Consider the following 13,183-nt stretch of genomic DNA (forward strand, 5'->3'; position numbering starts at 1 on the left):
GATGCTTGAACGTTAATTCGGGCGGCGCATCACGCCGCCCGTTGGTCGGTCGGTCTGCCCTATTTGACGGCGGAGTCGAACAGGTGCGCCTTGATCTTGTCGACATCGAGCGCAGCAAAGCCTTCCGACAGTTTCACGCCGTCGGCATCGGCCTTGACCTTGGCCTTGTCGAAGTCGTTGGCTGGCTTGATCAGGTCGTTGGTGCAGACGTCTTCCGCCTTCACCGGCGCGGTGATCTGGCCGATTTTCAGAATCTCGTCGAAGAAGCCCTGCCAGCTCGCCATGTCGTGCGAGCCCCAGCCGCCGCGCTTGTCCATGTCGCCGCGAAAGACGTTGATCTGCTGCAGGATCGAGGTGGTGCCGAGTTCCGGCCCAAGGTTTTTGGCCAAGGTCGGGAACTGCTCGAACACGGCTTCGACCGCGGCGCGCGGGTTCTGGTAGCCGAATTCGAGGCCCATCGCCCAGCCGCGCAGATATTTCTCCAGGAAGGCCTTCTTGTCAGCGTCTTCGAGGTCGGCGGCGCGCACGACGAAGGTGTTGGCCGGCAGCTTCGAGTTCTGCACACCCAGCCAGTATTCGAAGTCGAGCCCCTTGGCGATCCATTCGGCGCGCAAGCCTTCCCATGACAGCGCCGCGTCGCCCTGGCCGCCGGCGAGCGCGGTGCCCCAGGTCGGCCAGCCGGCCTCGACATATTTCACTTTCTTGATGTCGACGCCTTGCGCGGCAAGCAGCGGATCGACGATCGACTGCCAGGCGGCGGAGCCGAGCAGGATGGTCTTGCCTTCGAGGTCCTTGAGGTTCTTGGTTCCCTGGCCCTTGCGGAAGGCGATGCTGAACGTGTCGCGCGCGCCCATGTGGAAGACGGACTTCAGCTTCATGCCGTTCTGGATGGCGAAGGAGAAGACGCCGGGCGAGGGGAAGCCCATGTCGGCCTGGCCGACATCGACGAACTTCACCGTCGCGGTGCCGTCCGACGGGCCCGGCTGCATGTCAGTGTTGAGGTCGCCGAAATAGCCTGCCTTCTTCGCCGACCAGTAGGGATAGTCGTCCAGCACTTCCAGCGTGCCGCGCGGCGAGATCCAGGTGAATTTTTCATAGGCTGCCGCCCTGGCTCTAAGGCCCGATGCGCCGAGCGCGGTGGCGGTCACGACGCCGGCCGCCGTCACCTGCAGGAAATAGCGGCGGCTGATGCCTGCTCTTGTGTCGAATGAGCTTTCATTGGTCATGGCATTCCCCTTTTGTTGATTGCCTTCTATCGATCGCTGCCTTGCCTTTGCCCGCCTCCCGGGCGTTCATTTGGTCGTCTTCATGTCTCCCAGCTCGCCCATTTCTTGCCGATCAGGAAGAACAGCGCGTAGATCAGGATGCCGAGCGTCGACAGGATCAGCACCACCGCGAAGAATTGCGGCATCTGGATCATCGAGGAATAGGAGGTAAGCCGGTTGCCGAGACCGAAGCCGCCGCCGACCATCTCGGCGCCGACGGCGGTGAGCAGGCCGAAGATCGCGCCGATCATCAGACCGACCAGAATCATCGGCAGCGCCATCGGCGCGCGGATCTTCCAGAAGATCTGGAGCGTGCTGGCGCCATAGGAGCGGGCTAAAGCGATCTTGGCGCTGTCGACGCGGCGGAAGCCGGTAGCAGCGTTGATCATTACCATCGGGCCGGCTGCCAAAGCCACCGCGATGATGCGCGGCGTGTAGCCGAAACCGAAGCGCAGGATGAGCAACGGTACCAGCGCCAGCATGGGCGTGGTGACGAGGATCAGGATATAGGGCGCGACGATCTTCTCGGCGAAGGGAAACTGGGTGATCACCGCCGCCATCACCAAGCCGACGACGGCGCCGATGGCGAAGCCCGAGACAAGCTCGACCAGCGTGTATCCGAGATGCGGCGCGATCAGCGGAAACTCGTCGAATAAGGCGTAAACGATCGAGCTCGGCGGCGGCATGATATATTGCGGCACATGGAAGATGCGCAGCGCCAGCTCGATGCCGCCGATGATCACCACCGCCACGGCAAGGATCGCCGCCACCTCGGCGCCGGATTTGATGCCGGGACCGCTGGCGAAGGCCGAAAGATTGGTCAGGCTGACGTCCTGCCCATCTCCCGATTTGGCCTTGGAGAATTCCGGAATGGCGTCGCCTCCACTCACGGCCTGATCCTCACGATCTCAGCCGATGGTCGTTCCGGCGTCTTTGGCCGCACGCGCTCGCCGACGATATCCATCTTGATCTTGTTGGTGAGGTCGAAGACCTCTTTTGTCGCCATGATCTCCAGCGAACGCGGCCGCGGAAACGGCACGTCGTAGATCTTGGCGACGCGGCCGGGCCGTGTCGTCAACACCACGACACGGTCCGACAGGAAGATCGCCTCCTCGATGCTGTGGGTGATGAAGACGATGGTGGTCTTGGTGTCGAGCCAGATCTCCTCGACGAGGCGGTTCATCTCTTCGCGAGTGAAGCTGTCGAGCGCGCCGAAGGGCTCGTCCATCAAAAGCACGGACGGCTTCAGCGCCAGCGCGCGCACGATCGCGGCGCGCTGCTGCATGCCGCCGGAAAGCTCGCGCGGGAACTTGCCGCCGAACCCGTCGAGGCCGACCCGGTTGAGCAGATGCGCGATCCATGCGCGATCCGGCTTCTCGCCCTTGATCTCGAAAGGGAAGTTGATGTTGGCGTCGAGATTGCGCCAGGGCAAAAGGTTCGCTTCCTGGAAAACGATGCCGATCTCGGGGCGCGGTCCGGTGATCTCCTTGCCGTCGAGCAGGATCGCGCCCGCGGTCAGCCGATGCAGGCCCGACATCGACCACAATAGCGTGGTCTTGCCGCAGCCGGAGGGACCGACGATCGAAACGATCTCGTTGGATTGAACATCCAGGCTGCAGCGATCCAGCGCCAGAAGATCGCCGGAGCCCGTCTGGTAGACCTTCGTCGCTGCCTGTACGCCGAGCTTCGGCGTTTTTGCGCTTGCCGTACTCATGCTCCCCCTCGGAGACTGCGCGATGCGTTGCCGGAGGCCCATCTGTCCGCGAAAATCAGTCTGTAACTATCCTACTTTACTGTCAAGCGGCGACAGATGGCGGAAGCAATCAGGTTCAATCGGATCCTATGTAATCGTCTGATTTCTATCAGTTTTATGATCGCTTGCGGTGCGTGTTACTTTCCTACATACTCGTCTCGGTTGATTGCCTATGGTTAGCAGGCGGATAATCGCGAGAATGATAGGGCCCGAAGCGGGCGGGGGAGGACTGGCCAATGACCGAAGCTGACAGCCAGGCGTTGCGAACGGCGGACGAGGACGGCGATCGGCACGACCATGTCAGGCGCATTCCCGATATCATCTCGCAGGTGAAGGACAGCTATGCGGAGCTGCGGCCGGCCGAGCGCCGCGTCGCCGATGTCGTGCTGGACGACGTCAAATATGCGGTCGACGCTTCCAACGCCGCGCTCGCCCAGCGCGCCGGGGTCAGCGAGCCGACGGTCACCCGCTTCTGCCGCGCCATCGGCTGCGAGGGCGTGCGCGATTTCAAGCTGAAGCTGGCGCAGAGCCTGGTCGTCGGCGCGCTCTATCTCGCCACCAAGCCGCAACCCGCGAACAGCGACAGCGGCATGCCGTTCTGGAACGCGGTGTTTGGCGAGGCACGGCGCGCGCTGCAGGAGGCGGAGCGGCAGATCGATCCGGGCCAGCTGCAGAAGGCGGCGGAACTGATCGCCAAGGCGCGGCAGGTGACGGTGTTCGGCCTCGGCGGCAGTTCGTCGGCGCTGGCCCAGGAAACGCAATACCGGCTGTTCCGCTACGGCATCACCATCAGCGCGCAATGCGATCCGTATCTGATGCGCATGACCGCCTCGACGCTGAAGCCCGGCGATCTGGTCATCGCGATCTCGGCAACGGGTCGCACGCGCGAGGTGATCGAAGCGGTGGAGCTCGCCAAGCATTACCGCGCCAACGCGATCTGCGTGACGGCGCCCGACACCGAGCTGACGCGGGTCTGCGACGTGCGGCTGACGATGGCGGTTCCCGAATACCCCGACACGCTGAAGCCGACAGCGTCGCGCTACGCTTTCCTGGCCGCCATCGACCTGCTGGCGGTGGCGACCGCTTACAGGATCGACGGCCCGGCGCGCGAGACGGTGCGCCGCATCAAGTACAACGCCCAGATCCATCGGACAGGCAAGGAGATGGAGCCATTGGGAGATTAGCAGAGTCCCTTCTCCCCCTGTGGGAGAAGGTGGATCGGCGCGCAGCGCCGAGACGGATGAGGGGTGTTCCAGCGGAGTGAGACGCTGGCTTTCCCTGGAGCACCCCTCATCCGTCGCCTTCGGCGACACCTTCTCCCACAAGGGGAGAAGGGGGAGGCGCCGCCGCCAAGGAATTCGAACTGAAGAAGGGAACGAAGAAGAATGCTCGACATCGCACCATCGCAACAGGCGGCAACCTGGCTCGGCTCATTCGGCCGGGCGCTGGAGGCCGGCGATATCGAGTCGGCGACCGGCCTTTTCGTCGAGGATTGCTACTGGCGTGATCTTTTGACCTTCACATGGAACATCAAGACCATGGAAGGACAGGCCGCCATCCGCGACATGCTGAAGGCCACGCTGCCATCGGCGCAGCCATCGCACTGGCGGATGTCTGGGGAGCCCAGTGTCGATGACGGCACAGTCGAAGCCTGGTTCACATTCGAGACGGCGGTGGCGCGCGGCGAGGGCATCATGCGGCTCAAAGACGGCCGCTGCCGCACGCTGTTCACGGCGATGAGCGAGCTCAAGGGGTTCGAGGAGCGGAAAGGCCCGGCGCGGCCGCTCGGCATCCGCCACAAGGCCGACCCGAAGCGCGAGACCTGGGCGGAAGCACGGGCGCGCGAGGCGCGCGATCTCGGCGTCCACGAGCAGCCCTACTGCTTGGTGATCGGCGGCGGTCAGGGCGGCATCATGCTCGGCGCCCGGCTGCGGCAGCTCGGCGTGCCGGCGCTCGTCATCGAGAAGAATGCGCGCGCCGGCGATTCCTGGCGCAACCGCTACCGCTCGCTCGTGCTGCACGATCCGGTCTGGTACGATCATCTGCCCTACATTCCGTTCCCGGAAAACTGGCCGGTCTTCACGCCCAAGGACAAGATGGGCGATTGGCTGGAGATGTATACCCGCGTCATGGAGCTGAACTATTGGGTCGCCACCAAATGCGTCAGCGCCGCCTATGATGAGGCCGAAAAAGTCTGGACCGTGGTGGTCGACCGCGTCGGCCAGCGTGTCACGCTGAAGCCGAAGCACATCGTCTTCGCTACCGGGGCTTATGGGCCGCCGCGGCAGATCGAGTTGCCGGGGGCCGATAACTTCAAGGGCGAGCTGCTGCATTCCAGCCAATATTCCACCGGCGAGAAATTCCGCGGCAAGCGCGTCGCGGTGATCGGCGCTGCAAGCTCAGGCCACGATGTCAGCGTCGATCTGTGGGAAGCGGGCGCGAAGGTCACCATGGTGCAGCGCTCGCCGACGACGGTTGTGAAATCCGATACGCTGATGGATGTCGGCTTCGAGATCTTCTCGGAGAAGGCGCTGGCGCGCGGCATCACCACCGACAAGGCCGACATGATCGTCGCCTCGACGCCCTTCGCGCTGGTCCCGAAGGGCCAGCGCGCACTCTACGATGTGATCCGGGCGCGCGACGCCGATTTCTACCGGCGTCTCAGCGACAGCGGCTTCGCCATCGACTTCGGCGAGGACGAGACAGGGCTGTTGATGAAGGCCTATCGGACAGGCTCGGGCTATTACATCGATGTCGGCGCCTGCGAGCTGATCCTGAACGGCGAGATCAAGGTCAAAAGCGGCGCCGGCATCAAGTCGCTGAGGCCGGACGGCATCCTGTTCGAAGACGGCAGCGAACTCGCCGTCGACGCAATCGTCTGCTGCACCGGCTACCAGTCGATGAACGAGACGGTTGCGGGAATCGTCTCGCGCGAGGTCGCCGACAAGGTCGGCCCGTGCTGGGGCCTCGGCTCCGGCGTGAAGGGCGATCCCGGTCCCTGGCAGGGCGAATTGCGCAATATGTGGAAGCCGACGGCGCAGGAAGCGCTGTGGTTCCACGGCGGCAATCTGGCGCTGTCGAGGTTCTACTCGAAGTTCGTTGCGCTGCAGCTCAAGGCGCGCATGGAGGGAATAGCGACGCCGGTGTATGGGGAGCCGAGCAACGCAAGGCGGTGAAACTGCAATCTCCCCCCTCGAGGGGGAGATGTCCGGCAGGACAGAGGGGGTCGTCTCACGTAGAACGCCGACTTCCTCTCTTGTCTGTCGCGGACGGCGTTGGCGCTTCACGCGCGGCGACCCCCTCTGTCGCCTTCGGCGACATCTCCCCCTCGAGGGGGGAGATCACCCCCGCCCGAAATGCCTCGCCGCCACATCCACATGCGTGTGATTCGCATGCGCTTCGAAGCGCTCCGTCTCGTTGTGGTCGGGCGCTTCGTTCGGCCACCATTTGCCGCCGATGACGATGCCGTTGGAGACCAGCCGCTGATCCGCGACCAATGACGCCCCGACGGCGTCGACGAAGGTGAAGCGGCCGGGTTGGAGCTTCAGCACCGCGACATCGCCGGTGCCGCCGACCTTCAGCGCGCCTAGTTCCGGTCTGGCGATCGCCTCCGCCGGCCGCTGCGTCGCTGCGCGCAGCACCTCGATCAGCGGCATGCCGAGCGCCATGAGCTTCGACATGCAAACCAGGATGTCGAAGGCCGGGCCGTCGACGCAGTAGAGATGCACGTCGCTGGAGATGACGTCGGGCGCCAGTCCTTCGGCGAGCATCGCCTTCGCCACCTCGAAGTCGAAGGAACCCATGCCGTGGCCGATGTCGAAGATGACGCCGCGCTCGCGCGCCAGCCGCATATCCGGCCGCACCGCGCCGGAGGCGAAGACCGGCGCATTGGGGAACGGCCGGAAGCAATGGGTGAGGACGTCGCCGCCCCGCAGCCTGGGCAGCACTTCCGAGCGGCCGGGCGGCGGCTCGTCGATATGCGCCATCAGCGGCAGGCCGGCCTTGTCGGCGGCTTCCAGCGCGAGGTCGACCGGCGCGATGCCGCTCCAGCCGCCGGCATGCTTGCCGGAGCGGACTTTGACGCCGACGACGACGTCGGCATGCTCGCGCACCGCCGCCACCGTTTCGCGCGGCTCGCAGAGCCTGAGATCGCTGCATTCGCCGACGGATACGGTGTTGGAAAAGCCGAAAATGCCGGCGAAGGAGATGTTGATGTAAGCTAGGATGCGAACCTTCGAATGCTCCATGACATGGCGGCGAAAACCCAAGAAATTGCCCGCGCCGGCGCTGCCGGCGTCGATGAAGGTGGTGGTGCCGCTCTTGGCGGCGAGCCGGTCGGCGTCGACACCGAGCGAGGTACCGCCCCAATAGACGTGGCTGTGCAGGTCGATGAGACCGGGCGCGACGATGCAGTCTCTGGCGTCGACCACCTGCGTGACATGCTCGGCGTCGATCGCGGCGTCGATCGCGGCGATGCGACCATCGGCGATGGCGACGTCGCGTTGCGCGTCCAGGCCCGATGCGGGATCGATGACGCGGCCGCCTTTGATCAGGAGATCGAACTGCATCGGTGCCCTCCCTTTGTTTGTTTCACGCAATTCCGGACGGAAGGCTACGGCGAAGTCGCCGAACCTAACCGCTAGACACTTTTCCTGGAATTGCTGCAAGCGATCCGACCGGGCGATCAGACCGGCCGGTAAGCGACGGCCTCGACCTCGATCTTGATGTCGATCATCAGGCGTGACTCGACCGTCGTTCGCGCCGGCGGATCCTTCGAGAAATGCTTTGCGTAGACGGTGTTGAATGTGCCGAAATCGCGCGCGTCCTCCAGCCACACTGTGGTCTTCACCACATCGTCCATGGTGCAGCCGGCGAGCGCCAGCGCCGCCTTGACGTTCTGCAGCACCTGCTCGGTCTGCTCGGCGATACCGCCCTTCACCACCAGCCCGTCGCTGCCCACCGGCACCTGGCCGGAGACATAGACGAAATCGCCGGCGCGCACGGCCGGCGAGAGTGGGACATGCGATTTTCCAAAACACTGCTTGGGCAACTGAGCCTCCTTTTTGCGATTGAGCGGGACTGCTATAGAGCCGTCTACGCTGGTCGGCATGATCCTCATAGAGCCGATGTCGGAAAGCAACATCTTTTCGAAATCCATGTTGCTTTATTACAGAAGCCTGAGCATGTTGCGCTCGACGCCGTTTCCGGTCGGTTGCGGCATTGTGAGGGGAGATCCAGCATGACCTTCGACAAGAATCCGTTTCCCGAGGGCGATGCCGACCGCCACGCGCTTTGGGAAATGCTGGTGCGGCGCGACATCGATGCCTTCCTTGGACAGGACTGGTCGATGGTCGAGGACGATTTCATCGCCGAAAGTTTCTTCGGCATGCATGCGCATTTCCTCAGCAACGCCGACGCCTGGCGACTTCAATTCCCAAGGCTCGAAGTCTATCGCGACGAATGGCTGCGGCAGGCCAAGGAAACCGCGGCGACGAAATTCGCCGAGCCGTTGCGCGAAGCGCTGTTTCGCGTCACCAACATGCGCGACATCGACGTGGACGGCGACCGCGCGGTGCTGCACAAGAAGTTCGACGGCTCGGTCGCCAAGGCGGATGGCGGCGTCGATCGGCTGAAGTGGCAAACGCTCTACTTCTGCCGTAAGGTCGGCGGCCGCTGGAAGATCGCGGGCTTCGTCGGCTACATGCCGCATCCGCTGGGAAGCTAGGAGAGGTTATCGGACGCCGCCTGTGTTGGCAAAATCGACCATTGTGAGCGTAGCCGAAACGCCCGTTTAGTTCGTCATTGACGATGTCAGCGAGCTTTCAGCCGACGGGGCTCGCTAGGACAGCCGTGGTAACCGCTCATCGGGCGAGCGGTGGTCGAAGACCACGCCCATGGTCTTACCAACGGCGGCCATCACGATCAGCTCGACCAGATGGTCGTCGCTGTCCACGCAGGCGGGGTCGGCGTGGCGTATGGCATCGAGCATGGCGCGTGTGGACACGGTGTCGCCGGCGCGAAAGTTCGAAAGAGCAGACGAAACAAGGTCTTGCACCGTCAGGTCCGGGACCGGCACTTCCGCAGCGATGTTCATTGGCCTCCTCCTGCCATGAACCCTCTCTGAAAGGATGATACGCCAATGGTTGGATTGCGCCAGCAAAATGGTGGTCCGACCAGTGCGATTGCCGACAGCCTGCCGCCAGTTCGGCCCTTAGGGACGGGGTGCGCCCGTAGGGACGGGCTCCGCCCTTAGGGACGGGCTGACCCGCCCTTAGATGTGGACATCGGTTGGCCGACGGCCGGCAAGCTCGACGCACCGCGCTCAGGTTGATAAGCCCGTCGCGCGCAGGGAGACGATCCGAGTCGAAATATGACCGTTGCAATCGAGATGGGGCAGACGACGGCAGGCGCGCCGGCGGCCCTCGACCTTGAGGAATTGCTGGCTACCCGCCTGCTGGTGCAGGGCAATTCGGGCTCCGGCAAGTCGCATCTGCTGCGCCGGCTGCTCGAACAGAGCGCGCCTTGGGTTCAGCAGACCATCATCGACCCCGAAGGCGACTTCGTGTCGCTTGGCGAACGCTTTGGACATCTGGTGATCGACGCCGAGGAGCATACCGAGCGCGGCCTGCAGGCGGCCGGCGAGCGGGCGCGCATCCATCGCGTCTCGACAGTCCTCAACCTCGAAGGGCTCGACGCCGAAAACCAGATGCGGCGCGCCGCGGCCTTCCTCGGCGGGCTGTTCGAGGTCGCGCGCGACCATTGGTACCCGATGCTGGTGGTGGTCGACGAGGCGCAGCTCTTCGCGCCCGCCGCCGCCGGCGAGGTTTCGGACGAGGCGCGCAAGCTTTCGCTGGGGGCCATGACCAATTTGATGTGCCGCGGCCGCAAGCGCGGGCTTGCCGGCATCATCGCCACGCAGCGGCTGGCGAAGCTTGCCAAGAACGTCGCGGCGGAAGCGTCCAACTTCCTGATGGGCCGCACCTTCCTCGACATCGACATGGCGCGCGCGGCCGACCTGCTCGGCATGGAGCGGCGCCAGGCCGAAGCTTTCCGCGACTTGGAGCGCGGGCATTTCATGGCGCTCGGCCCGGCGCTGTCCCGCCGCCCGCTCGGCCTGCGCATCGGCCAGACCGAAACCAGCCCGCGCAACGGCACGCCGCGGCTGATGCCGATGCCGGGAGCCGCGCTCGAAGATGCGCGCGCGATCATTCTTGCCGCGCCGCCGCCGGAGACGGTACGGCCGCAACGCCGGCCTTCGCCCGACCTGCTCGACCAGCTGATGGCGGCCAAGGCCGCGCCGCTGGACATCCGCCCCGAGCCGATGGAGCCGCAGCCAAGCGCCGAGGACCTGGCGGAGCGGCGCGAACGGATGGATCGCATTCTGCGCGCCATCCTGGCCGAGCCCGATGCGGGTTTTCGGGTCATTGGCGTGCTCTACCAGGAATTCGTGGTCCGCTGCCGCATCGAGGGCCTCGCTTCGGTCGTGCCCGACCTATCGGAATTCCGCCGCATGCTGACGCGCGCCCGCGCGGGCGTCGGCTCCGACATGGCCGAGGACGATGCATGGCGGGACGTCTCGGTGCGCGCATCGCTGTTGCCCGAGGACATGCAAGGCGTGTTCATGATGATCGCCCGCGCCGCTAAGGAGGGCTGGCCTTGTCCCAGCGATGCCGCGATTGCCCGCGCCTATGGCTCGCATTCTCTGCGCCGTGCGCGCCGGCTGCTCGACTATATCGAGGAGCAGGGGCTCATCGTCTGCCAGGTCGACGGCGTCGGCCGGCGAACGGTGACGCTTGTCGAGCTCGCCTGGGCGACGGCGCCGGGCGATCCGAATGCTGCGGAGCAGGACAGGCTGGGGGCGTGATCACGGCTGCAGTTCGATTGTGCGATATCGCGAAGCGGCGCACGATGGGACACCTATAGTGTCCCGGCCCATAGCGGCAACGCAGGGTTGGGCGCGGTAGCGTCGCAGCCCCGCCCTGAGAGCGGCCGGAAACCATCCCTGTGGATTACCGCATTGCACAATCTCCATCCGGCTGCACAATAGACGCATGTCCGCCGGTTCGTTGACCATCCTTGTTATCGACGAGAACCGCATCCGCGCCTCGATCATCGAGGCCGGATTGCGGGACGCCGGCCATCGCGAAGTCACGGTGGTCCATGACGTGGCCGGCATCGCCAAGCGCATCGCCGAGATCGAGCCGGACGTCATTGTCATCGATCTCGAAAATCCCAACCGCGATATGCTGGAGAACATGTTCCAGCTGTCGCGCGCGGTAAAACGTCCAATCGCCATGTTCGTCGATCGCTCCGACCAGGCTTCGATCGAGGCGGCCGTGGATGCCGGCGTGTCTGCCTATGTGGTCGACGGGCTGAAGAAGGAACGCATCAAGCCGATCCTCGACATGGCGATCAGCCGCTTCAACGCCTTCTCGCGCATGGCGCGCGAATTGGAGGAGGCGCGCAGCGAGCTCGAGAACCGCAAGGTCATCGACCGGGCCAAGGGCATATTGATGAGGTCGCGCGGCCTGAACGAAGAGGCGGCCTACGTGCTGCTGCGCAAGACCGCCATGAACCAGAACCGCAAGATCGCCGATATCGCCCAGAGCCTGGTGACGGCGGCGGGATTGCTGGGGCCGCAGGAGGGCGAATGAGCATGGCGCACGAAATCACCGCCGGCTTCATGCCGCTCTTCGACAGCGCCGTCATGGTCGCGGCCGGTGAGATGGGCTTTGCCGCGCGTGAGGGCATCGATCTGAAGCTGCAGCGCGAGACCTCCTGGGCCAATATCCGCGACCGCATCGCCATCGGCCACTTCGATGTCGCCCATATGCTTGGGCCGATGCCGCTCGCCTGCAGCCTCGGCCTCACGCCGCTCGCTTCCGAAACCATTGTGCCCTTCTCGCTCGGCCTCGGCGGCAATTGCGTCACCGTCTCCAACGCCGTATGGGAGGGCATGGCGGCGCATGGCGCGTCGCCTGATCTCGACCCGGCGCGTGCCGGGCAGGCGCTCGGCGCTTTGATCCACGAGCGAGCGAGCGCTGGCCGCGAGCCGCTGCGCTTCGCCGTCGTGCATCCGCATTCCGGGCACAATTACGAGCTGCGCTATTGGCTCGCCGCCTGCGGCATCGATCCCGACCGTGACATCGAGATCGTCATTGTGCCGCCGCCCTTCATGGCCGATGCATTGGCGGCCGGCCGCATCGACGGCTATTGCGTAGGCGAGCCTTGGAACAGCGCGGCCGTCGCGGCAGGCATCGGCCGCATCGTCACGGTCAAGGCGCTGCTTTGGCGCAACAGTCCGGAAAAGGTGATCGGCGTGCGCAAAGTCTGGGCGGAAGAAAACCCGGACGCGCTGGCAGCACTGCTGAGGGCACTGCATCACTCCGCACGCTGGTGCCAGGATCCGGCAAACCGCGGCGACCTTGCGGCGCTGATGGCGAGGCCTGAGTTTCTCGGCCAGCCGGAGGCGATCCAGATGCCGGCACTCACCGGACGCCTTCAACTCGGTGGAGGCGTGGAACGGAACGTCGAGGATTTCTTCCTGCCCTTCGACAAGGCGGCGAATTTTCCCTGGAAGAGCCATGCGCTGTGGTTCTACACGCAGATGGTGCGCTGGGGTCAGTTGCCGCATACGCCGCAAAACCTCGCCATCGCGCGCGATTGTTACCGGCCCGACCTCTATCGCTCGGCGCTGAAGCCGCTCGGCGTGGCGCTGCCCGGCGCCAATGCCAAAGTCGAAGGGGCCTTGAAGGCGGCGACGCCGGTCGGCTCGGCCGGCGCGAGTCTTGTCCTTGGCCCGGACGGATTTTTCGACGGCCAGATCTTCGATCCGGACCGGATTGACGCCTACGTCGCCGGCCAGAAACGCGCCTGATCATTTGCGCGCCAATCTTGTGCATTGCACAAAATTTATGCTGCATGTTTATGCCATTGATCAATGTTTGACCGCGCCGCCGCTCGGCCCGGCCGAAGGCCAAAGCTCCCACTGCGTTGATTTTCCTTGAAATTCAGCTTCCGAGCGAAACTGGCACGCTTCGTGCTTTGAAATAATCGAGCCCGTTCGCGGGCAATGGAACAGGCGTCCAATGGCGGGCGCCACAGGCAAAGCTGCCGCTCAGGTCAATACGCGATCCCGGATATACGGACGCGCGAGGCCTGGACG

General features: G+C 64.5%; 12 protein-coding genes. 6 read left to right on the forward strand and 6 right to left on the reverse strand.

The features are described 5' to 3' along the window. Positions 1-59 precede the first annotated feature (59 nt). From LB528_RS15325 to LB528_RS15335, 3 genes are all read right to left on the reverse strand, one after another. Positions 60-1,226: an ABC transporter substrate-binding protein gene (locus LB528_RS15325; protein ID WP_224513879.1), complete on the reverse strand. Its 1,167-nt coding sequence runs from the start codon at positions 1,224-1,226 to the stop codon at positions 60-62. An 80-nt stretch (positions 1,227-1,306) separates the two neighbouring features. Further along, positions 1,307-2,155, reverse strand: coding sequence for an ABC transporter permease (locus tag LB528_RS15330; protein WP_224513880.1), 849 nt, complete (start codon positions 2,153-2,155; stop codon positions 1,307-1,309). Beyond that, complete coding sequence (locus tag LB528_RS15335; RefSeq protein ID WP_224715402.1) at positions 2,152-2,979, reverse strand: ABC transporter ATP-binding protein; 828 nt, start codon at positions 2,977-2,979, stop codon at positions 2,152-2,154. The genes LB528_RS15330 and LB528_RS15335 overlap by 4 nt, the downstream gene beginning before the upstream one ends. A gap of 275 nt (positions 2,980-3,254) precedes the next feature. Between LB528_RS15335 and LB528_RS15340 the strand changes: the two genes are divergently transcribed. Then, on the forward strand, positions 3,255-4,202 hold the full coding sequence (locus LB528_RS15340; protein WP_224513882.1) for a MurR/RpiR family transcriptional regulator: 948 nt from the start codon (positions 3,255-3,257) through the stop codon (positions 4,200-4,202). 201 nt (positions 4,203-4,403) lie between these two features. Further along, complete coding sequence (locus LB528_RS15345; protein ID WP_224715403.1) at positions 4,404-6,194, forward strand: NAD(P)/FAD-dependent oxidoreductase; 1,791 nt, start codon at positions 4,404-4,406, stop codon at positions 6,192-6,194. A 165-nt stretch (positions 6,195-6,359) separates the two neighbouring features. On the opposite strand, the gene LB528_RS15350 is transcribed toward LB528_RS15345, so the two are convergent. Both LB528_RS15350 and LB528_RS15355 read right to left on the reverse strand, forming a co-directional pair. Further along, positions 6,360-7,586, reverse strand: coding sequence for an amidohydrolase/deacetylase family metallohydrolase (locus tag LB528_RS15350; protein WP_224513885.1), 1,227 nt, complete (start codon positions 7,584-7,586; stop codon positions 6,360-6,362). Between the two features lie 116 nt (positions 7,587-7,702). Further along, positions 7,703-8,068 carry a RidA family protein gene (locus LB528_RS15355; RefSeq protein ID WP_224513888.1) on the reverse strand — a complete coding sequence of 122 codons (366 nt, stop codon included), beginning with the start codon at positions 8,066-8,068 and terminating at the stop codon, positions 7,703-7,705. A 189-nt stretch (positions 8,069-8,257) separates the two neighbouring features. On the opposite strand from LB528_RS15355, the gene LB528_RS15360 reads away from it, so the two are divergent. Next, positions 8,258-8,743, forward strand: a complete 486-nt coding sequence (locus LB528_RS15360) for a hypothetical protein (protein WP_224513890.1) — start codon at positions 8,258-8,260, stop codon at positions 8,741-8,743. Between the two features lie 114 nt (positions 8,744-8,857). On the opposite strand, the gene LB528_RS15365 is transcribed toward LB528_RS15360, so the two are convergent. Continuing rightward, the gene (locus LB528_RS15365; RefSeq protein WP_224513891.1) at positions 8,858-9,112 is read right to left on the reverse strand and encodes a hypothetical protein; all 255 of its coding nucleotides are present in this window, start codon (positions 9,110-9,112) and stop codon (positions 8,858-8,860) included. Between the two features lie 276 nt (positions 9,113-9,388). Between LB528_RS15365 and LB528_RS15370 the strand changes: the two genes are divergently transcribed. The 3 genes from LB528_RS15370 (at position 9,389) to LB528_RS15380 (ending at position 12,895) form a co-directional block, all read left to right on the forward strand. Next, positions 9,389-10,882: an ATP-binding protein gene (locus LB528_RS15370; protein ID WP_224513892.1), complete on the forward strand. Its 1,494-nt coding sequence runs from the start codon at positions 9,389-9,391 to the stop codon at positions 10,880-10,882. A 187-nt stretch (positions 10,883-11,069) separates the two neighbouring features. Then, a complete protein-coding gene (locus LB528_RS15375) occupies positions 11,070-11,672 on the forward strand; it encodes an ANTAR domain-containing response regulator (RefSeq protein ID WP_224513893.1) in 603 nt (200 codons plus the stop codon). Beyond that, positions 11,669-12,895, forward strand: coding sequence for a CmpA/NrtA family ABC transporter substrate-binding protein (locus tag LB528_RS15380; RefSeq protein ID WP_224513894.1), 1,227 nt, complete (start codon positions 11,669-11,671; stop codon positions 12,893-12,895). The genes LB528_RS15375 and LB528_RS15380 overlap by 4 nt, the downstream gene beginning before the upstream one ends. Positions 12,896-13,183: the final 288 nt, after the last annotated feature.

The sequence above is a fragment of the Mesorhizobium sp. CA4 genome (genome assembly GCF_020165075.1).
Lineage (GTDB): Bacteria > Pseudomonadota > Alphaproteobacteria > Rhizobiales > Rhizobiaceae > Mesorhizobium.

Excerpts from the sequence above, each read along its gene's own strand:
- LB528_RS15325 (WP_224513879.1), bottom strand. The coding sequence starts at position 1,226 with ATGACCAATGAAAGCTCATTCGACACAAGAGCAGGCATCAGCCGCCGC.
- LB528_RS15335 (WP_224715402.1), bottom strand. The coding sequence starts at position 2,979 with ATGAGTACGGCAAGCGCAAAAACGCCGAAGCTCGGCGTACAGGCAGCG.
- LB528_RS15340 (WP_224513882.1), top strand. The coding sequence starts at position 3,255 with ATGACCGAAGCTGACAGCCAGGCGTTGCGAACGGCGGACGAGGACGGC.
- LB528_RS15345 (WP_224715403.1), top strand. The coding sequence starts at position 4,404 with ATGCTCGACATCGCACCATCGCAACAGGCGGCAACCTGGCTCGGCTCA.
- LB528_RS15350 (WP_224513885.1), bottom strand. The coding sequence starts at position 7,586 with ATGCAGTTCGATCTCCTGATCAAAGGCGGCCGCGTCATCGATCCCGCA.
- LB528_RS15360 (WP_224513890.1), top strand. The coding sequence starts at position 8,258 with ATGACCTTCGACAAGAATCCGTTTCCCGAGGGCGATGCCGACCGCCAC.
- LB528_RS15365 (WP_224513891.1), bottom strand. The coding sequence starts at position 9,112 with ATGAACATCGCTGCGGAAGTGCCGGTCCCGGACCTGACGGTGCAAGAC.
- LB528_RS15370 (WP_224513892.1), top strand. The coding sequence starts at position 9,389 with ATGACCGTTGCAATCGAGATGGGGCAGACGACGGCAGGCGCGCCGGCG.
- LB528_RS15375 (WP_224513893.1), top strand. The coding sequence starts at position 11,070 with ATGTCCGCCGGTTCGTTGACCATCCTTGTTATCGACGAGAACCGCATC.
- LB528_RS15380 (WP_224513894.1), top strand. The coding sequence starts at position 11,669 with ATGAGCATGGCGCACGAAATCACCGCCGGCTTCATGCCGCTCTTCGAC.